This window comes from Armatimonadia bacterium (assembly GCA_039679385.1).
Taxonomy (GTDB): domain Bacteria; phylum Armatimonadota; class Zipacnadia; order Zipacnadales; family JABUFB01; genus JAJFTQ01.
This window is the reverse complement of record JBDKVB010000091.1, coordinates 1-20,485: the sequence shown is the minus strand read 5'-3', so window position 1 is coordinate 20,485 and position 20,485 is coordinate 1. Positions and strand designations below refer to the sequence as shown.

Sequence of the window (20,485 nt, the reverse complement as noted above, 5' to 3'; positions counted from 1 at the left end):
CGCTATTGTTCAGTTCCGGTCAGATGCGGCGCGATCACAGTCCATCAGTAGTCAGCTCAGGCCGCCACTGCGTACGAAGGTGCAACTACCCGGGGGGGAACTCCCATGAGTTGGCCGAGCGTGAACACGACGCAATCGACCGCAAGCCAAGCGCGCGTCTGCCGCTTCTGCTCTTGCCGATCAGTTCATCTTCTGTGCTTAGTCCTCTGTATCGCTCATACTTCCGTCGCAGTTCCAACAGTGCGGGCGTCCCCGACGTCCCCCAGATCGTCTGAGACCCTCCTCGCGGTTGACAAGGCTATCAACGGTCTGATCGGCGTTACCGGGGCGTCTCAGGTCACCGGGCAGATCATCCCGCTGAAGACGCCGGCAAGTGGCACCGGGAGGGCTTCGTGCCCTCTCGATCCATCCCTCAAGCTCCCGTCGACCGCGCACCTCCTTGCTCTGTGCCTGGACCCTAAGGCGAAGTGCAGAATGAGTGCAGCCATAGGCGACATGGCTGGGAGCGAGCAGGCGCCCTACGTCTCGCTTCCCGCTGCGCTCTGGACCCTTCTCCCCGTGTCCCTACCGAAAGCTCCTCTCGCGACTTCCACTCCGCTGGCTCTACACTTGTCACTCGAAGCCCCGACTGGGGCCACCGTACTCGTCTCCGTCCCCGACGTCCCCTGCCCGCTGTCCGTGGTACCGGCGCTCGCGTACCTCGGTGGTATGCTGCAGCGCGCAGGTCTCCATGACTTCGCTCTTGCAACCTGGGAGCAGTACGGCGAGGCGGTCAGGGCGACTCCTGCCGTCGCCCGAGCTCTGCTCTGTCAGGGCGACGCACTGCAAGGCCTCAGGAGGACGAAGGAGGCGACCGAGAGGTACCGAGCCGCTTTGGCGGCCGTGGATCCAGCGAAGGCCAAACCTGGCATCGGCGAAGCCAGCAACTACAACATGAACCGTCTTGCGTCTGATATGAGCTCGATCATCCGCAGCCGGTTGGCAAGCTTGGTACCAAGAGACATCCTGACTCCGGTCGATGTGGCAGCCCTAGAGGCGCTCGCAGCGATCTGGCCACCTAGCCCTGAGTCCAAGCAAGCATCGCTGCAGGTCGCTGAGTACCAAGTGAGTACGGCACGGACCAGCTCACAGACGGTCTCCTATCTGCTTGATGTCTTTGATGCCAGCGGCGAGCACACCACGGCCTGCACCACCAGACTGCGGGACAACCAGCCACTCGTCGACCGTATCTCGCGACCGACACCAAGCTCCCTGCTTGCAGGGGCGCTCGAACTGCTCAACACCGTGTCGTCGGACTTCGGCCCGTACTCCCCGGTCGAGCAGCACGCGATCCCCAGCATTGCCGACGCGTGGCAGAAGGCTGAAGCAACAGCCCTTGCTCGCAACGCAGAAAGCGCGTGCAGCAGGTTTGAGGCCCTGGAGAGGAAGCATCGTGGCACAGTCGTCGCAGCCTTGGCCAAGCTTGCAGCGGGTCAATGGGCGCGGGGCTGCGGCATCTATGACATCTCTGCAGGAGGAGCACAGCACGAGACGGTGATGGCCGATGGTGGGCCCCTCGGTGATCGCAGACACCTTGGTGTGGCTGAGACACACCTTTCGTGCGGGGAGTGCGGTCCAGCGCTTAGGGCCTTCAAGCAGGTCGCGACCACAACCGCTGACGCTCGTCTGCGGGACTGGGCCACCTACCGGACAGCACAGTGCCAGGAGTTCGCCGGCCAGTGGAACGAAGCGCAGAGGTCGTACGCCAGGCTGACACAGTGCAGACATACGGAACTGCGTGAAGAGGCGCGCATGGCAGGCATCAGGCTGGCGGCCCTGGCCAGGACCCACACCCCTGCACAGCAGCAGGTCGTTCGCTACCTCGGGGAGGACCGCGCGACGCAGGGGGACTGGTATACCTACTACGGTTCGGAAGGCTTTGTGCTCTGCGCGCAACAGGCGCCACAGGACGTGGCGGGGGGCAGGCTGCCCGGGTGGGAGGTCACGCCCAGTTGCGGGAGGCCGGGTGAGAAGACGCGGTACTGGGTGACCGGGCCCTCAGACGGCCACCGATCCGTGCTCTACAACCCGCTCGCTCGCGTCCGTCGGGCTGCGAACTGGGACGACCGAGGCGAAGCACATCCACGAGCGACCGGCCCCGACCTATGGCTTGAGATACCAGTGCCGGCCGGTCAGCATCGTCTGAGCCTGTACTTCGTCAACGACCACAACTACTACGAACCCAGAAGGACGTATACGGTCTCAGTGTTCGACCAGAACGGATCCTATCAGACAGGCACCGACGTACGGGACTTCGTGAACGGTGTGTACAAACAGTTCCTCGCCGCTGGTCCCACAACACTGAGATTCCTGATCTCCAGAGACCTCAGTATGAATGTCCTGATCTCAGGCGTCTTCCTCGACCCGGCCGAGAGGTCAACGCCTCAACTCGCGGGGCTGCCTCCCCATGGCCCAGAGACACGGGCTTGGCAGTCCTGGCAGTGCCAGCGGGACCGACACCTGTCCCCGCGCTCGGAGCAACTGGCCTTCGCGCAGTACCTGAAAAGCCTGCAAGCGAGGACCACTCCGGAGGCGCGAGATGCCTTTCTGGGAGACCTAGCCAAGTCGGAGCTCAAGTCCGGGCTCTTCGGGCCGGCGCTCTGGGCTGCGCTGGAGCAGTTCGCACTACCATACAGCGGCCGTGAGCAGCGCCTCAAGAGGATGGTCGATGCCACTAGGTCATTCCTCCTGCGGACGCCGATCCGCGCACCCCATTCGACACAGGCGGCAGTCGCACTGCCTGTCGCACGCGAGCTCTTCCAGGCATACCTCACAGCCGGGGTAGAGGGGCTACCGACGGCTCAGTGTGAGGCCTTCTACCGACAGGCGATGCGGGTCTTCCTGCGCGACGATCCCGCTCTTGCCTCGGATGCGCTGGAACGGCTTGCTGGTCTCCTCGGCCAGAGCAAGCTCACGCCCGAGGATCGCCGGTACGCGGCCATCTTGTCCAGGGACGACAGGGCAGCGATCGGCCACCTTACGGGTGCTCTTGCGGCAGCATCGCCCGGCGAGGAACGCCTTCGCGCTCAGGTACAGCTTCTAGGCAGATACCTGACCGCGAACCGTCTTGATCAGGCGACCGGTGTGCTAGAGGCCATGCAAAAGGAGAATCCCAAAGCTGAGGAGGTCGCCAATGCACTGTACAGCCTGGGGCTGGCATACCTGCGCCAGCGCAACGATGCCGCAGCGCGAGACTACCTGAGTCAGGTCGTCGGCAGTTTCCCACAGACCCAATGGGCCCGATACGCCGAGACATACCTGCAACGCATGCGGACGGACGCACAGGCCGGTGGACAATGACGTTCATCACGAGGTCCCAAGAAGGACGGAGGGTGAGTGGCAATGTCGATGAAGTGTCGTGTGCTCTGCATGGTGCCGTTGCTCGTGTTGGCAGTCGTCGTGCAGGTGAGTGCAGCGGGGCTCACCGTTGAGATCATGCAGCCTTGTGACGGGATCGAGGTCACTGTTGGTCAGGAGTGCACTTTCGAGGCAGTTGCGTACCTGGACGGGCAGGAGCTCGAGGCCGGTGCGGTGACCTGGGAGTGGGATTTCGGGGATGCCACCCCCCACTCCCTGACTAACCCCACCACTCACGCATACATGGCGCCTGGGAGCTACACCGGCGTGGCCTCCGCCCGATGTGGCGAGTTGACCGGACAGGCGAGGGTCCTTCTGTTTGCAGGTTCCACCAAAATGGGGGAGTTCGTCGCTCTCGCCGGCTACCAGCGCCCACCCGACGTCCCCTTCCCCCAAGACGTGGGCAGCAGTGTGTGGGATGCGGTCACGCTCATGTACCGGGTGTCGCCAACAGGCGGCATGTCGCTGCGGGGCTGCAGGTTCTATCAGCTAGACGGTGAGGGCCAGTGGATCCGCGTGGACCTGGCCGGTGACGACGGTTGGGTCTGGAAGGGCGCTGACGTGCTAGTTGATGGCCTCACACACCAGAACGCCACCTGGGTATGGGATACGAGGGTCTGCAAGAACAGGCAGCTCTGCTTCAGAGTCGAGGCCCTGTTTGAAAGGGGACCCGACATCATCGTCGAGGACCTCTACCGGGCATGGACGCCCAACAACACGGTCGTGAGGGACACGACCACCGGTGTGGACGCACTCCTGATCAAGTGGCCCAAGGACCGGGAGCCATCTGCCACGATCGGCTGGAACGTAACGCATCATGAGGTGGTTGCTCCCAAGTACAAGGTCGAGGTCAAGTGCTATGACGTCTGCCGAACCCCGACCTCTCAAGACCCAGTCGATACCGTCGCCGACCCCTCCTACTCGAGAAACGCAGGCAGTGGGGCGTTCTCCTGGACGCCGCCCGGCCCGTCCAAAGTCGGCATCTACAGCTACTCGATCACCGCGGACCACTACGAATGCGCCGACACGGACAAGGTGGACGCGATCAGCAATGTGTCACTGAGCGACTTCACCTGGGACACCGACGACTATCCAGATGCGGCCTTCGTGGCCCTGCACTACACCTGTAGCCAAGGGCTCTCTGGATGCGAGCTTCTCCTGTTCAAGCCCGACCTCAGCGAAGGCACCATACTCTCAGGGATAGCCCTGGACGGATCGGTCGGTCAGCATCTGGCAGTGGTCAAGTTCGCCGTGGACCGACAGATAATGGGAGACTACCGTTTCGTCCTGACGGGCACGCAAGCAGATGGATCCGCCAACCGAGACGAGACCCCAAAACCGACCATACCACGAGGGGCAGCGGTGCAGTTACTGCCGCGCGTCAGGATATGCGCAGGCTCCGGAATCTCTAGCGGTTTTTTCAGCGGCGCCAAGAACGCAACGGAGGAGCGGTTCGCGGCCTACAACCTTGCCAACCACCCGCCGTATGATGTTGGCGAGGTCGCACAGACGAAACAAGCTGTCTACCGCGCTGTACAGGATGCAGCCATCTTTGCTTACTACGGGCATGCAGACCCGGGCTATGTCTCACCCGGTCAGCCAGACCCGGACGAAGTGTTCCGTTGTACCGATCTGCCGCTCGACATGGACCACGTCCTCCTCGCGCTATGGATGGGATGCAACACAGCCCAGGGCAACGGTGGATCCGATATGGTGACCGGATCTGTGACTAATGGTGCATCGTGCGCGATTGGCTGGACCGTGGAGATAGCTGCCGGCTACCTTCCGCCCTTCGCCAGCTACTTCTGGGACTGCGCCTGCACTGGACTGAACGCAGCCAAGTCGTGCAGCCTCGCTGCCCTGTGGGCCTACGGCGACATTGGTGACGAGTGCGGAGACGATATACTTGACCATCGCGTCGAGGGCAACGTCATCCTAGTCCCATCGAGATTCGGAGGTGGGTAGATGCGCAAGCGCCGGATTGTCTGCATCCTTGCTGCGATCCCCGTTCTGGCCGTCGCCTTGTGGGCGGTCTCGAATCGCCTCGATAACGCCGGCAGGATGGCGCACCTGGTCGCTCTCCTGGGAGTCGAAGGCGACCAAGTGCAGCCCTCTGGCCTGGGGCCGTGCCCGCGCTCCCTGGAGTGCTGGCGCTACAAGGTATGGCAGTACAAGGTGCTAACAAAGGCGGGACAGCGGATGGTGTCCGCGTCGTTTGGGAGACCGGGTGGCCTGTGGTATCTGCACTTCAGTGACGAGTTCGGCCCGGCTGTGCCGGCGGAGGCATCGCAGGCGGCAGAGCGCGGTAAGGAACTCCTCGCGAAGTACCTGGGGCTGTCGCCCTCGGAGCTGGAAGTCACCGAAGTGGAGATCAACCCGAATCCGGGAAACAAGGAAGTGATCTCCCTTCAGTACCGCGACAGGGCGACCGGGAAGAGACCCTGGGTACTTGTTTCCAGCGGTCGGCTCGTGCTACTCACCAAGTAGGGAGCGTGGACGATATGACGAGTGCAAAGCTGGGCGTTCTTGTCGCGATAGCTCTCGTGTGTGCCCTGGGCGCCTGTCAGTCGCAGAGGGGAGACCAGCCGGGACAGCCGCAAAGCCAGGTGGCCGAGCCCGGCGGTGCTTCTGCGCAGCCGGACAAGGAAGCGACCACGTCACAAAGCTCGACGGCAGAGCCGGCCGCGTCCGCGGCACAGGAAGGGGCGCAGACGACATCGGCTGCGAAGCGCTCCCCCGAGCAGATCGTCGCCGACTTCCTTCAGTGCAAGCGGGAGGACCTCACCCTCACCTCCGGCGACCGGCTCGCGCGCAGACGCGTCAGTCGATCTCGAACGGCTGACGAGAAGGCCTTCGCCTTTGAGATCGGCGCCAGCGCACAACAGCGCGAGTCTGGGCTCGTGACCGTTGATGTTAAGCGCGGTTACGTGACGGACATTACGCTACTGAGCCGTCTCTCAGGTGAGGCGGTGCAAAAGGCCAGCCCGGAGCTCGACGCACGATGCAAGGAGCTCGCCACTGCCTGGCTGCGGCGAGTGTGCCCTCTAGACCGCGACCGGTTGGTCGCCGGCAAACCCGTCCTTGCGGGACAGACCCTGTACACTATCATGTGGGAGGAGAGTGCCGACAATCCACAGGTCCGCACGGGCAGCCGGGTGACCCTGAGCTTTGACATGGCCAAGGGCCAGCTCGTGTCCTACATGCTTCGCGTGGCTCCCACCAAAGTGCCCAAACCGAAACTCGGAGAAGCTGAGGCTCGACGGGCGGCCGAGGCAGTCGCCAGGAAGCTCGGTGAGCAATACAGCGTCGGCCCTGATGCGAGGCTCGTGCTGTCCAGTGCCTATGCGCCTGAGGAGGGGCCCACCTGGGGGTTCTGGCTTCTCCGTGGAACCGAGAGGGTTGACAAGATCGTGATCGACGCGGTGACTGGCAAGCGGGTCGACCTCACAGCGGCTTTGCGTTGAGGGTGGCGAGGCCCTCGACGCTCGAAGGAGCCTGAGCCGGGTGACAAACAGAGGGGACCGGGACGAGGCCCGGTCCCCTGTCGGTCCCTCTTGGCCTCAACGGCAGCACGCCATGGCGCTACCGTCCTCCATCCCCGGCCGTCGCTGCCAGCTCGGTCCGCAGCTGGTGACACCGAGACGCAGGCTGAGGGCCTGACCATGCGTCCCGTCTACCCCTCCAGCCCGGAGGCCGCCGACAGCCCTCCGTCAGGTCCACGAGACCCCAGGTCACTGCGGCCAGTCCGCAGAACCCCTTGCTACCGATCGGGTCGGGGAGATCAGCCAGCCAGGGGCAGACCGTAGGGACGGCACGAGCCCGGCCGAGAGTCACTTACACCGCCCTGCGGGCCAACTCCAGGCACTCCTCACTGCCCAACCATTCTGCGAAGTCGTCCCGCCTGGCCCGCCATATGCTATCCACTGACCCTTCTGCAAGGCGACACGCTGTGTCGCAGGCAGAAGGGTTTTTCGTATGTGGCCCCGGAGGTTTCGCCATCGAAGGCGCGGCCTCGCCCGACGACCAGGATGCAGCAGGACGCCGAGTGACTTGGTGGAGGTCTCGTGCCTTGCTCATGTCTCTGCTCCACACAACCCGTGCGAGTGCTACATGCCCTGTGAGGGCGGCAGGGGTTTGGCCGGGTGCTCGATGTACTTCATCGGATCGGCCTTGAACTTCGGCACGCAGTCCTTGCAGCACAGGTAGTAGGTCTTGCCCATGTGCTCGACGGGGATCATCTTGCTCTTGGGCATGGTTGTGCCCAGCACCGGGCAGCTCGCCAGCTCCTCGCCTCCGGTAGCCGAGGCCTCATTTGCCGTGACCGTTGGGGTCGGGGCTGTGGAAGGAGGCGGTGTCACCTCAGTGCTCTGCGGTTTCGGGCAGCCTGTCAATGCCAGAACCGCTACCAGCACCACGACACCCAGCATGATTCGCAGTGGCATTGTGATCACCTCCGGTGATGTGGGGCATGAGTCCTGAGGCTACTCCTCGCGCCTTAGACGGGACCTCACTCGTGCGAGCAGGTTGACGAGGTCGTCCATGTAGGTGTGCAGGATCGGGATGTCCAACAGTGACAGGATCGTCCCGATGACCAGGCCACCAATGACCACCGTCGCCAGGGGGCTGTAGGCGTCCATCCCGGTTCTCGGGAAGAAGGCCACGGGCGACATGGCGATGACGGTGATGGCGGAGGTCATCAGGATGGGGCGCAGACGCTGGGGGCAGGCGGTGGCGACGGCTTCGTCCCGTGGGACGCCAGACCGGCGCACCTGCATGATCAGGTCAATGAGCAGGATCGCCGTGGTCGCGTCCATGCCGGTCAGGATGATGACGCCGAGGATGGAGACGGTGCTGAAGGCCTGGTGGTTCAGGAAGAGGAACAGGAACACCCCCGACAACTCCAGAGGCAAGGAGAACACCATCTGCACTGGCTGCAAGAACCCGCCGAACTGGGCCACCAGGGTCAGGTAGATGAACACCAGCGCCAGTCCCAGTCCGATGAGGAGGCGCTTGAAGGAGTCCATCATCTGCGTCATGTCGCCACGGACCTCGATGCCGTAGCCCGGCGGGAAACTCAGCTTCTGCAGCGCCTGCATCTGGACGTCCATGCCCAGGTCCATGGACGGCCTGCTGCCAGGGCGGTAGTAGCCCATGATGTTCATCGCTCGACGAAGTCCGTCGTGCTCGATGACGGTCGGTGCCTGACGGTACTCAACCCTTGCCAGGGCGTTCAGCGGTACTTGCCGACCATCGGCCCCAGTGATGTAGGTGCGCTCCAGGTCGTCGGGACTGGAACGGTCCTGATGGGCATAGCGTACGAGGATGGTGTTCTGCCGCAGGTTGGGCAAGCGCCAGAACTCCGAGGTCAGACCGCCCCGGAGCGCATAGTATGCTTGGTCGGCCACCTGGGAGACCGTCAGCCCCAGGCGCTGCGCCTGCAGGGGATCCACCTTGACCTCGTGGTCGGGCAGTGTCATGTCCCAGCTCGTGGCGACCTGAGACATGCCGGGCGTCTGGCGAGCGATGTCGGCCACAGCGTTCCCCAGGTCCGCAACCCGCTGCAGGTCGGGGCCGTAGACCAGGAGCTGGATCGGGGCCGCCGATGAGGCCATCACATCGGAGCCCATCTCCCTGATCTGGAACCGGCGGATGCCGGGGATCGTCGCCAGAGCCTCCTGCCGGACACTGTCGATGACCTGCCAGATGGTCTGGCGTCGCTCATCCTTGTCGGACAGCGTGATCATGAACGTGGCGGCGTTCACGGCAGGCATGGCATAGCCGGTGTAGTAGGTGCCCGTGCTCTCGAAGGCCGACTCCGCACCCACCTCCGTGGCCACGTGCATGATCTCGGGATGCTTGAGCATGATCTCCTCGATCTGCTCCACGATCCTCTCGGTCGCTGCGAAGGAGGTCCCCGGAGTGGCCTCGAGGACGCCGTAGGCCTGCCCCACATCCGCCAGTGGCATCATCTCGGAGCCGATGAAGAAGTAGAAGCCTGCGCCGATGATGACGGTGGCGATGACCCGGCTCATGTTGATGAAGCGGTGCTGCAGCATCCACCGGATGAGCCGCTCGTATCCCTGCTCCAGACGCTCTAGCCGGTGTTGTATCGGGTTCAGGATGATCCGGTAGGGCCAGGAGCTGCGCTCGCGCGTGAGTTCCTCATGGGGCCGCAGCAGGGCGGCGGCCATGATGGAAGTGAGGGTGAAGGAGATCAGCATGGATGCCAGCAGGCCGAAGATGATGGGCCAAACGAGCCCCACGAACATCTGCTGGACGATGCCGCCGCTGAACAGGAGCGGTGTCAGAGCCAGACAGAGCATGAAGGTGGAGGCCATCACCGCCAACCGCACCTCGGTAATGCCGTCAATGGTGGCGTCCCGGGGGGTCTTGCCCATGCGCAGGTGGCGCTCCACGGCATGGATGTCAATGATCGAGTCGTCCACCAGACGGCCGATCACGAGCAGGAGCCCGATGAGGGTGCTGGAGTTCAGCGTCATCCCCATGGGAATCAGGAGCAGGATCGCCATCGCCAGGGAGAGAGGGATGGTGGTGAGGCTGATGATGGTGCCCCGCCACTCCCCCAGGAACAGCAGCACGGCGATTCCCGTCAGGAGGATCGCCAGGCCTAGCTCCTCGAACATGTTCCTGAACAGGAGGCTGACGAAGTGGGCGTTGTTGTAGGTGACCTCGAACTTGATGCCCGGATACGTTCGCTCCAACTGCCTGAGCTTGCGCGTCGCTGCACCGATGACCCTGGGGGACGACGCGTCAGGGTCCTGCAGGACGGCAACCTCGATGGCCTTCTGAGCCTTGCCGTCTTTGATGAAGTGGAAGGCGCTGCGCCGCTCCCAGTGGGTGTCCAGGACCTGTGCCACATCCCGCAGGAAGACGGTAGACGGCGCTGGGGAGGCCCCAGGGCCCGACGGCGGCGAGGTGAGGAGGGGAAGCCCTTCGAGCTGTACCGGCGTGAGCACCTTGCTGTCAACCCTGACGGCAGCCTCACGGTCGCCACCAGTGAGGGTCCCTGCGGGCTTTGAGGTATTGAACCCGTCAAGGGCGTCCCTGACCTGGGTAATGCTCAGTCCGTACCGGGCCAGCTTGTCACGGTCCACGACTACCTGGAGCTGCCGGCGGTACCCGCCGAAGGGGACAACCGAGTAGACGTTGCTGATCGTCTTGAGGCTGCTGACCACCTGGTTGTCGGCCAGCTCGCGCAACTGCTCGGGTGACCACCTCTCGTCACCGGTGAGGGCGAGACTGAGGATAGGGATGTTGAGCGGGTCTATCGACAGAACCCATGAGGGCTTGAGATTGGGCCCCGTCATGGGCAGATTGGCCTGGACGACGTTCATCAAAGCCTGAACGTCGAACAACGCCTTCTTCATGTCAGTGCCGTAGGGAAACTCGAGGGACACCAGCGAGAGGCCCTCTTGCGAGGAGGAGCGCAGGTAGCGCACTCCCTTGATGTTGGTCATCTGCTCCTCGATGGGCTTGCTGATGTACGTCTCCATCTCCTCGGCAGACAGCCCTGACATCATGGAGACGACGCCCACCATCGGGCTCTCCACGTAGGGCATCATGCGCCGAGGCATGTACGACCCGACAGCGATGACGGAGAGGAGAACGATGCCGGCGTAGAAGGCCAGGACCGGGTAGGGGTGGTCTATGCTCCAGGCGGAGATGTTGAGGGCGCTGCCGTGGACAACCTTCGCCGCCTGAGACAGTGGGGGGGATGACATGAGGCCCATCACTCCCCATGCCCGGAGTGGGGCGAGCGCTCCGCACTACTGTTACCGACGGGCGGTGCCTGGATCACGCTATCGGCAAGGGTGACGGGGTCCCCGTCACGCAGGTTGTCGTAGCCGAGGACGATCACGTCTGCCCCCGATTTGAGGCCTGACAGGATCTCCGTGCGGTCGTTGGCGTAGCTCCCCGTCTCCACAGTGACCCGCCGCGCGATGAGCCGTCCGTTGTCCTGTACGGCGACGAACACGGAGGCCTTTCCCTCCCGCATGGAGAGGGCGGACGTCGGGACGGACAGCAGAGAGCCCTCGTCCCCCAGGCTCACTTCCAGGCGCACGGTCTGCCCCGGCACCAGACGGCTGTCCGGGTTCTCGAGGCGGGCCTCCACGATGCCCGTCCGTGCCATGGGATCACGGGCAGGGAACAGGGTGGTGACCTCTCCCACGACCGGCGTCTGCGGGTCATCCGACGCCCAGGCCAGGACGGGAGCCCCCTTGCGGACGAGACGCAGATCCGCATCCGACAGCGGAGCCTGCAGGCGTACGAAGTCGGTCTTGGCGATGCGCAGGACTGCCGTCCCCGGCTGCACGAGGACGCCCGGCGATACCAGGCGGGCGGTCACGATTCCCGCATTGGCGGCACGGATGGTCGTGTAGCCACGGATGACGCTAGCCTCCGTCAGGGCCGCCCGTGCCTGTGTCTCCTGCGCGGTGGCGACCCCCACCTTTGAGGCTGCCGCCCTCACTCCGGCAGATGCGGCTTCCACATCGGCGAGGGCGGTGCCAACCCCCGCTCGGGCCTGGGCGACCCTGGCGAGGGCGCTGCCGTGGTCCGACCTCGCCTGAGCGACCTTCGCCTCAGCGGTTCGCACCTTTGCGCTCGCCGCTGCCACCCGGATCTGTGCCTGCTCCTGGTCCCTCCGTGCTCGGGTCACCCCCATCTCGGCGGCCTTCAGTGCAGCCCGGGCTTGCTTGAGCTTCGCACCGGCAGTAGCGGCCTGAGAAGCCTCCCGGTCCAGCTCCTCTCTGGAGATGGCACCCTTGCCGAAGAGCGTCTGCTCCCTGGCGATCTCGGTATGCCAGTAGGTTGCGTCAGCCTGGGCGCTGTCCACCTCGCCCTCGGCCTGCACTACCATCTGCTGAGCTTGCTCGACGGCAGCCTGGGCGGAGGCCACAGCGCTCTCGGCTTCCCGTTTCATCTCCCCTGCCTCGGCCAGTTCTCCCTCCATCGCCCGCACTGCCCCCTCGGCGCTCTGTGCGCCCGAGAGAGCCTCCTGAACACCGGTGCGAGCCTGCTCCACGGCCTTGGCCGAACGGCCCTGACCGGCTCGTGCAGAGGACACCTCGGCCCTTGTAGCCTCGACGGAACGTGAGGCGCTCTCACGTCCCGCCACCGCCTGCGCCTCCCTGGAGGCAAGCTCGGCGGTGTCGAGGCGGGCCACGACCTGACCGGCTCCCACTCGATCACCGGGATACAGTGGCATCTCCACCAGACGCCCCGTCACTCTCGGGTAAACCTCCTCCTCCACGTCGGCGACGACAGTGGCCGTGTAGGTCGCCTTGGCCTGGAAGGCCCGAGGGCGCAGCCGCTCGGTCTTCACCGGCGTGGCAGCCGCAGTCGCCTGCATGGCCTCCATGTCCATCATGGCCGAGGCGATGACCGTGGCCACCTTGGGGTCGCGGTACTTGCGCACGACCCACCAGGTGCCCACGGCAACGACGGCGAGGGTGAGTAACCCGATGATGACCCCTCTCGCACCGTGTGGAAGCCTGAGGTGACGGAGGAGGAGCACAAGGCCGATCAGGAGCCCAGCCCCCAGAACGAGGCCAAGGCCTCGCTTCCACGGCGAGGGGCCGCCGGTCTCTGCCGTGATGCTCCTGTCTGTCTCGATGAGGAAGTGTGCTTCCCCATCGCCCGCCATCGCCATGCCGGCCATCTGCTTCACCGCAACAGTGAGCTTCCACTTGCCCGCCATGCCCAGACTGACGGTGGCGACGTACTGGCCGGGGTTGCCTCCTGGCACAGCTTCGAAGTCGGCGGGCATCGGCATGCCCAGCATGTCCACATGGAGTTTGACAGCAACGCCCGTAGCAGGCTTGCCCCCCTCGGTGACTGAGATGGTGAAAGCGTTACTACCGGACTTGGGGGGGTATGGCTCGGAGGAGACCTCGAGGCTGAACTTCCCGGCCCGGGCCGACACGGGAGCGGCACCAGCGCCCGCACACGAGGAGATGCTCACTGCCACGACCAAGAGGAAGATGTTGCGCATCGGTGCCTCCTCCCGTGAGCTCCGGGGTCATCCTCTTGGCGGGCCGACCAGACCCGTGGCACGGTATATGTCAGCAAGGGCCTTTGCGTACTGTGCACGCGCGACCACGAGGCTCTGCTGTGCCTCCGTCTGCGCTCGGAGAGCATCGAGGACCTCAAGGATGATGCTCTTGCCGGCCTCGTAGCGCACCTGTGCCACCCTGTAGGCTTCCTCGGCCGCTCTCACCTGACTGGCGGCGGTCTCAAGGTTCTGCCTTGCCGCACCGGCCCTGGCCTCGGCGGTGATGACTTCGGCCCTGACCTGCTGCTCAAGCGCAGCGACTGCTGCCGCCGCCCTGGCAAGGGACTGGTCGGCTTCCCGCACTTCAGCCTGCCGACGTCCACCATCCACCACAGGCAACCCCACCACGATGCCTGCCGTGATCCCAACAGAGGTATCCATGGAGGAGGGTACCAGACCATCCAGCATGGCCATCCCATACCACTGAGGCTTGTATGATGCCTGTCTGGCCTGGACCGTGGCCTTCGCCGCTGCGACCTGCTTGCGGGCTGCCAGGAGGTCGGGCCGTGAGGCAAGCGCGGTCGGCAAGACGTCCACTGGCGGGCCCAGGAGCCCCTCCTCAGCGGGCACGCCCAGCGTGATGTTGGAGGCGCCCATCGCTTGCAGGAGCCGAGCTGTCGCCACCGAGATCTCCGCCCGTGCGTTGGCGAGCTGCTGCTGCACACCGGCCTCCGTCGCCTCGGTGCGCAAGAGGTCGAACTTGGGGATCTTCCCCACATCGAACAGGTGCTGCGATAGCATCAACTGCTTCTGTTGCGCTACCAGAGCATCCTGGGCGACCTTCTCCATGGCCAGGGCTGCTCGCCAGTCAGCATACGCTGCTCGAGCCTCGTAAGCGACCTCCACACGTGTTGCGGCCAGTGCATCCTCGGCAGCGGAGGCGGCGAGCTCCACCGCCCTGATAGCGCTCTCGATGCGCCCTCCCGTGGAGATCGGCAGCATGGCCGTGGCATTCAGATCGAGCGACGCCCGATCCTGCGACTGCAGGATGGCCTGAGGCATTACACCGGGGATCGGCAGGTTGTTGCCCATGTTCGACAGGCCGGCATATCCGTTGACCGAGACCTGAGCCCTGGCCTCGGAGCGGGCCATATCGGTGCGGGAACCGGCCATCGCCGCTTCGGCCCGAGCCATCTGGAGGAAGGGGTGCTGCGCCAGGGCCTGCTCCACCACTGCCTGCTCAGTCAGTACCGAGACCTCGCCCGCTGCCAGGAGCGAACCGCAGACCATCACCAAGAGTGCACCTGACAGCCATGATCCGATGCGCATGGGATCCTCCCCTGGTGTGGCCACAATGGCCGGTCGATGTTACCCATAGCGCAGATAGGCTTTGACGGGTTCCACACAGACCGGCGAGGACGGCAGGCGGCTACCCCCATGCAATCTCTTCCAGATTCCTGGCATCACCTGCACGGCGACCTACCGAAGATTCGCCACCACTCGCACTGCCACCTGTTGGGCACCGTCCGCCCCGATGGCATGGCGACCACCTGACGCGACACTAAGGAGAGCTCAGAGTGCCTCAGCTCACAGGTGCGTCCGCTGGTAGAACCTGGCCTTGGCGATCTCTGCGGCTGCGACGTAGAGGGCCACGATGGCGAGCATGAGACCGGTCCACCCTATCGGCAGGACTGCGAAGCCCAGGAGCGGACCCAGCGGGGTCAGCGGCAAGAGGGCCGCAGCCGCGACGCAGGCCAAGGTTGCGAACAGAAGCGGCTTGCTCGGCATGCTCCTGAAGACTGTGCGACGCGTGCGAATGACCAAGACCACGAGTGCGGCCGAGGCTACTGACTCCAGGAACCAGCCGCTACGGAACTGCTCCGGCGAGGCGTGCAGCAGCAGGATCAAGACGCCAAAGGTCATATAGTCGAAGACTGAGCTGAGTAGGCCGAAGACGATCATGAAATCACGAATGAAGCGGAGGTTCCAGCGCCGAGGCTTGTCGACCAGTTCCGGGTCGACGCCATCGGTTGCGATGGTCATCTCGGGGAAGTCGGTCAGCAGGTTGGTTAGCAGGATCTGCTTGGGCAAGAGCGGCAAGAAGCGCAGGAAGAGCGAGGCGCCCGCCATACTGAACATATTGCCGAAGTTGGCGCTCGTGGCCATGAAGACGTACTTGAGCGTGTTAGCGAAGGTTGCGCGCCCGGCTCTGACGCCATGCACCAGGACTTCCAGACTGTGTTCGAGCAGCACGATGTCGGCGGCGTTCTTGGCGACGTCAACGCCGCTTTCCACGGAGAGACCGACATCGGCAGCGTGTAGCGCTGAGGCGTCGTTGATACCATCCCCGATGTAGCCGACGATGTGGCCTGCCTTGCGCAGTGCGAGGATGATGCGCTCTTTCTGGTTCGGCTCGATCTCTGCGAAGACATCCACCTGGCCGACCCGCCCCCACAGGGCGGCATCGCCCATCATCCTGAGTTGCGCCCCGGAGAGAACCACGGGGTCGGCCATGCCGACTTGCCGGCTGACGCTCGTGGCTACCAGCGGGTTGTCGCCCGTGATGATCTTGAGGCTGATGCCCAACTGCGCCAACTCAACGATAGTCCGGCCAACGTCTGCCTTGGGGGGATCGAAGAAGACCAGCAGACCGAGGAACGTCATACGGGTCTCGTCCGCCTTGGTGACAACGTCCGCGTCCAGGTTGCGATAGGCGAGGCCGAGTACGCGACAGCCCTCGCTGCTCAGTTGCGCGAAATGGTCATCCACTTGCCGCTGCACACTGGCAAGACTGCCCACCGTGCCGGGAGCGGTCTCGGCGTCGGTGCACACCTCCAGTACGTTCTGCAGAGCGCCTTTGGTGATGAGAACCCGCTGCGCGTCGGCTCCAGTAGGCCCTTCGTGGCACACCAGGATGCTCAGGCGTTTGCGCAAGAAGTCATAGGGCACCTCGTCAAGCTTCTCGTAGGCAGAGCTGTCGAGATCGCGGAAGCTGCGGATAGCCTCGTCAATAGGGTTGCTAAAGCCGGTTTCGTACACCGAGTTGAGGTAGGCGTAGGTGAGCACGCGCTCACTATCTTGGCCGTTGACGTCGAGCGCCGATCGGAGTGTCACCTTCCCCTCGGTCAGTGTCCCGGTCTTGTCCGAGCACAGGACGGTCATGCTCCCGAAGTCCTCGATGGAGACGAGGCGCTTGACGATGACCTTCTGTTCGGCCATCTGACGGGCGCCATGGGCGAGGTTGATGGTGATGATCGCAGGGAGTAGTTGAGGCGTCAGACCTACCGCGATGGCCAGCGCGAACATGAAGGAGTCGAGCACCTTCACGTCATGCTTCAGGAAGACATTGATCGCGAAGATGGCGAGAACCATCACCAGCGTGAGCTCCATCAGGAGGGAACCGAAGCGCCGCACCCCCTGCTCGAACTCAGTCTCAGGCCGCCGGTGCGTCAGACGCTGGGACACCTTCCCGAACTCAGTGGCCATGCCGGTGGCCACAACCAGAGCTTGGGCATTGCCGCTGACTACGTGGGTCCCCATGTAGAGCGTGTTGGTGCGCTGGCCGAGCGCGGTGTCGGCCGGGAGGGTGCCGACCTGCTTCTCCTCCGGGTACGTTTCACCCGTGAGGGCGGCTTCGTCGACATACAGGTCTTTCGAGGACAGGAGGCGACAGTCGCCGGGGATGACGTCACCGGCGTTGAGCTCGACGACATCGCCGCGGACGATCTCCTCGAGGGGGATATCCTCGGCCTTGCCGTCGCGCGTGACCGCTACTGTGACCTCAACGATAGCCAGCAGCTTCGCGACGGCATTGACTGCCCCGCGTTCCTGGAAGAAGCTGAGCACCCCACTCGTGAGCACGATGAGCAGGATGATGGCCATGTCGGTGACGTCGCCCAGGAAGGCGGACAGAATGGCCGCGATGAGCAGCAGAAGGACCAGGGGGCTCGTGAACTGCTTCAGGAACAGGCCCACGGCGGTAGCCGATTTCTCAGCCTTGAGGCTGTTGGGCCCGAACTGCGTGAGGCGTCGCCGGGCCTCCGCCGGCGACAGTCCCTGTGGCGTGGCGGAGACGGCCTCCAGGACGTCAGCGTCCGGAACACTCCAGAAGGCTTCCAGTGGTTGCGAGCCAGTCATGACCCGGCCTCCCTCATCGCCCCTCTTTGCCGCCCCTTGAGCAGAACGATACCGTGGTCCACCAACTCACTCCGAAGACCGCGGGGCCCCAGGATCTGTCGGTGCCGGCCACCCTCCTCGGCCGGCACCGACAGATCGTCTGCCGTCACTGGACCTTCGGCCTAAGCGCCGACGGGGGCGACCCATAGTCGATACACAGGCAGAACCCCATCGGCGGCCAGGCGCACCTAGTCCTCGAAGTACGGCTTGAGCATGATGTAGTTGAGTGCGGTCTCCGTTCCCGGCTCGGCCGCAGCGTCTGTGAAGGTCACCGTGAAGGAAGGGGCGGTGGCGCGGAAGCGGATATGGTGCAGGTTGATCCGGACCAGTCCGTCGTCTTTCTTCGAGCCGGAGTTGCGCCCGTCGACGAAGACATAGGACTTCTCGGGAAGGACCTCCGCACCAGCGCCGAGGACGGCGGCTAGCTTGTGCTGCTTGGGATCGACCTTGTGCGCGACCATGTCCTTGTGGTCGGCGGTGACAAACTGGAGCGTGTAGGTCTTGCCCGGGGTCAGGCCCGTGGCGGTCTGGGTGAGCGTGTTCGGGCGGCCCTCACCGCGGGTGAAGACGCAGAAAGTGTCCCCCGTCTCGCTGGCGCCGCCCCAGCGGCCTTCGCTGCCCTTCCCGTAGCCGGCGAAGCTGTCGGCCCGGATAGCGCCCGCCGGGTCCGCAGTCCAGTGCTCGAGCCCGGCAGCGAAATCGCAGTTGCTGAGGTGCCCGGGCGAGTAGCGGTACCCGTACGTCTTCGAGAGCATCTCCGTGTTGCCCTCGACACAGTAGTGGCGCAGCAGACGGAAGGACCAGCGGTACAGCTCCTCGTCGTCGTAGTAGCTCCCCCAGTACCCGGTCATACCCAGATCCCGGAAGGCCGGATGGTTGGCAGCCAGGTTGAGCTGCATGTCGAGGTAGTACTTGTAGTCCACCTCCGGGTTCACGTCGAGGGAGATGATGGGGACCTGGTTGAAGTTGCCGAAGAGCATTCCCGTGCCCGCAGCGACCTTGGGGAAGTACTCGCCAAACCGCTCCATCGTGTCGACGACGCGGTCCTTGAGGTAGCTGACGGCGTCTTCCTCGCTGGGACGGCTGTGGCAGTAGGCCTCGAAGAGCAGGCGTCCCCGTCCCCGTGAGGCGTTCAATGCTGCGCTCATGAAGTCGTTGTGCATGCCGGGCAGCCCGGGCTTGCCGACGATCCACGTGTAGACCAGCCGGTTCTGAGGGTTCTTGAGAAGTCGCAGTGCCTCGGTGTAGTGTGCCAGGCCGGGGCGGCCGAAGAACTGTTCGTCGGCGGTGAACCCGTCGTACCAGGGCGCCGTCATGCCGGGGCTTGCCGACATTCGTGCGACGAGGTCAGCGGCGTCTTTCGGGTCGGTCGTGCCGACGTTCGCGAGCCACTTCAGTCCCATGCGGCGCACGTCCGCGCGGTGCTCCTCGGGGACGTTGCCACCGTTGAGAGTGGTCACCGCCGGGAAGACGTGCTTGACGTGGAAGTCCCAATCGTATTTGCCGTTCTGCGGAACCTGACTGCTAGCACAGGCCGGGTAGTTGAAGATCTCGGCGATGGACCGTACCACGATCTTCCCGCCCGAGGCCGCACCGCTGACCACGAGGCGATGCTTCCCCCGGGGCAGGTCGCGGAAGGCTTCACGGCGATCGGTAGCGGCGGTGATGACGGTGTCCTCGGTCTCGAGGACGGCCTTCAATCCGGGGTCCTCCGCCCCAGTCTCGAGCTTGATGAACACCCAGCCGTCCCGGACGGTGCTGAACTCGAAACGCTGCGGTTCGGCTGTGGCCTGCAGCGGCTGCGCCAGCACTTCCACCACCAGGTTGTTGAGCCGTCGGTGCGCGGAGACGTCGACCTCGGGAAGCGCCGTCAACGTAATGACGTGCGTAGCGTCGAATACCTTCTCCTGCGTGGCACGATCGACGACCGCGACGTCAAGCCTGTGGTCGCCCGCGGCGAGCCCCGACAGATCCACACTGTTGAGTTCACGCGCGAGAGGGTATCTGCGCACTGTCTTGTCGTCGACCGTGTAGACGCACTCGTACTCGGTGAGGGCGCGCTCCGGCTTGCCGAAGAAGCGGAAGGTCATCTTGGGATCGGTTAGGGGGATCTGGTTGAGCAGTGGCTCCCAGGCCACGAGTCGGGGGCGGTTCTGCTCGGCCAGGAGCCGCGAAGCCGAACTCCCGGCCAGCGCGGCCGGGCTGATGGCCTCCAGCTTGACCTGGGCGAACTGGATCTCGCCGACGTAGTCGACAGCGAAGATCGCTACCCCGTAGACGCTGTCCTTGCTCTCCTGCAGCTTGAAGGTCTGCTCGAGGTACTGCCAGCCGTCGCTGGTCTCGGGGAACGACTTGATGCCGCTCTCCTTGTACCAGCCGTTGTTGTGGACGATGATGCCGCAATGACTGCTCCTGAAGCCCTGGGTCTTGACGTAGGCGCTCAGCTTGTACGTCTCGCCGGCGATGATCTGCTGGTCGTACTGGCGGCAGGTGGACCGGATCCCTTTGAGCCCCTCCGGATTGCTGAATACCACCGCGCCGGTGTTGCCGGGCCCGCCGGTCGGGTTGAAGCCGGTATTGCTACCGCCCTTCTCCCAGAACATCGGAAAGCTGAGCTGCTCGCCCTCGAACCCACCGTTGATCAGGAGGTTCTCACCGGGCTTCACTGCCGCAACGGCGACGCTCGCCGAGACGAGCAGGATCGACAGAATGAGTCCCTTCGGCATGGCTTTCTCCTTTTGTGCAGTCACGAATCGAAGCGGATCGGCAAGCCCGTAGGGGCCCAAAACTAACCTGCAGGGCCTGAAACGCCCCTCGGGCTTCAGTTGCAGGGTCTGGCTCCTCAGTGTTGAGTTCGTCGTCCAGCGCGGCCATCCTCCCCAGGTGTTCTGGCTGCCC

Annotated in this window: 10 protein-coding genes; 4 read left to right on the top strand and 6 right to left on the bottom strand. The window is 64.3% G+C overall.

Going from position 1 to position 20,485, the window contains the following annotated elements; genetic code table 11:
- Positions 1–474 precede the first annotated feature (474 nt).
- From ABFE16_10500 to ABFE16_10485, 4 genes are read left to right on the top strand one after another with little or no spacing between them, the layout of a single operon-like run.
- A complete protein-coding gene (locus ABFE16_10500; protein ID MEN6345724.1) occupies positions 475–3,339 on the top strand; it encodes a hypothetical protein in 2,865 nt (954 codons plus the stop codon).
- 42 nt (positions 3,340–3,381) lie between these two features.
- Positions 3,382–5,361 carry a PKD domain-containing protein gene (locus tag ABFE16_10495; GenBank protein ID MEN6345723.1) on the top strand — a complete coding sequence of 660 codons (1,980 nt, stop codon included), beginning with the start codon at positions 3,382–3,384 and terminating at the stop codon, positions 5,359–5,361.
- Positions 5,362–5,883 (top strand): hypothetical protein, encoded by a 522-nt coding sequence (locus ABFE16_10490; protein ID MEN6345722.1) that lies wholly within the window; start codon positions 5,362–5,364, stop codon positions 5,881–5,883.
- Between the two features lie 14 nt (positions 5,884–5,897).
- Positions 5,898–6,860: a hypothetical protein gene (locus ABFE16_10485; protein ID MEN6345721.1), complete on the top strand. Its 963-nt coding sequence runs from the start codon at positions 5,898–5,900 to the stop codon at positions 6,858–6,860.
- Positions 6,861–7,502: 642 nt separating this feature from the next.
- Here ABFE16_10485 and ABFE16_10480 read toward each other — a convergent pair.
- The 6 genes from ABFE16_10480 to ABFE16_10455 form a co-directional block, all read right to left on the bottom strand.
- Positions 7,503–7,838: a TRASH domain-containing protein gene (locus tag ABFE16_10480; protein ID MEN6345720.1), complete on the bottom strand. Its 336-nt coding sequence runs from the start codon at positions 7,836–7,838 to the stop codon at positions 7,503–7,505.
- 39 nt (positions 7,839–7,877) lie between these two features.
- On the bottom strand, positions 7,878–11,138 hold the full coding sequence (locus ABFE16_10475) for an efflux RND transporter permease subunit (GenBank protein ID MEN6345719.1): 3,261 nt from the start codon (positions 11,136–11,138) through the stop codon (positions 7,878–7,880).
- An 8-nt stretch (positions 11,139–11,146) separates the two neighbouring features.
- On the bottom strand, positions 11,147–13,411 hold the full coding sequence (locus tag ABFE16_10470; protein ID MEN6345718.1) for an efflux RND transporter periplasmic adaptor subunit: 2,265 nt from the start codon (positions 13,409–13,411) through the stop codon (positions 11,147–11,149).
- A 27-nt stretch (positions 13,412–13,438) separates the two neighbouring features.
- The gene (locus ABFE16_10465; protein ID MEN6345717.1) at positions 13,439–14,740 is read right to left on the bottom strand and encodes a TolC family protein; all 1,302 of its coding nucleotides are present in this window, start codon (positions 14,738–14,740) and stop codon (positions 13,439–13,441) included.
- Positions 14,741–14,998: 258 nt separating this feature from the next.
- Entirely contained in the window at positions 14,999–17,548 is a 2,550-nt protein-coding gene (mgtA, locus tag ABFE16_10460) for a magnesium-translocating P-type ATPase (protein ID MEN6345716.1), read from the bottom strand.
- A gap of 227 nt (positions 17,549–17,775) precedes the next feature.
- Complete coding sequence (locus ABFE16_10455) at positions 17,776–20,313, bottom strand: hypothetical protein (protein ID MEN6345715.1); 2,538 nt, start codon at positions 20,311–20,313, stop codon at positions 17,776–17,778.
- Positions 20,314–20,485 lie beyond the last annotated feature (172 nt).

Bases quoted from the DNA above. Each gene is read 5' to 3' on its own strand.
- mgtA (MEN6345716.1), bottom strand. From the start codon at position 17,548: ATGACTGGCTCGCAACCACTGGAAGCCTTCTGGAGTGTTCCGGACGCT.
- ABFE16_10465 (MEN6345717.1), bottom strand. From the start codon at position 14,740: ATGCGCATCGGATCATGGCTGTCAGGTGCACTCTTGGTGATGGTCTGC.
- ABFE16_10485 (MEN6345721.1), top strand. From the start codon at position 5,898: ATGACGAGTGCAAAGCTGGGCGTTCTTGTCGCGATAGCTCTCGTGTGT.
- ABFE16_10475 (MEN6345719.1), bottom strand. From the start codon at position 11,138: ATGTCATCCCCCCCACTGTCTCAGGCGGCGAAGGTTGTCCACGGCAGC.
- ABFE16_10495 (MEN6345723.1), top strand. From the start codon at position 3,382: ATGTCGATGAAGTGTCGTGTGCTCTGCATGGTGCCGTTGCTCGTGTTG.
- ABFE16_10455 (MEN6345715.1), bottom strand. From the start codon at position 20,313: ATGCCGAAGGGACTCATTCTGTCGATCCTGCTCGTCTCGGCGAGCGTC.
- ABFE16_10470 (MEN6345718.1), bottom strand. From the start codon at position 13,411: ATGCGCAACATCTTCCTCTTGGTCGTGGCAGTGAGCATCTCCTCGTGT.
- ABFE16_10500 (MEN6345724.1), top strand. From the start codon at position 475: ATGAGTGCAGCCATAGGCGACATGGCTGGGAGCGAGCAGGCGCCCTAC.
- ABFE16_10490 (MEN6345722.1), top strand. From the start codon at position 5,362: ATGCGCAAGCGCCGGATTGTCTGCATCCTTGCTGCGATCCCCGTTCTG.
- ABFE16_10480 (MEN6345720.1), bottom strand. From the start codon at position 7,838: ATGCCACTGCGAATCATGCTGGGTGTCGTGGTGCTGGTAGCGGTTCTG.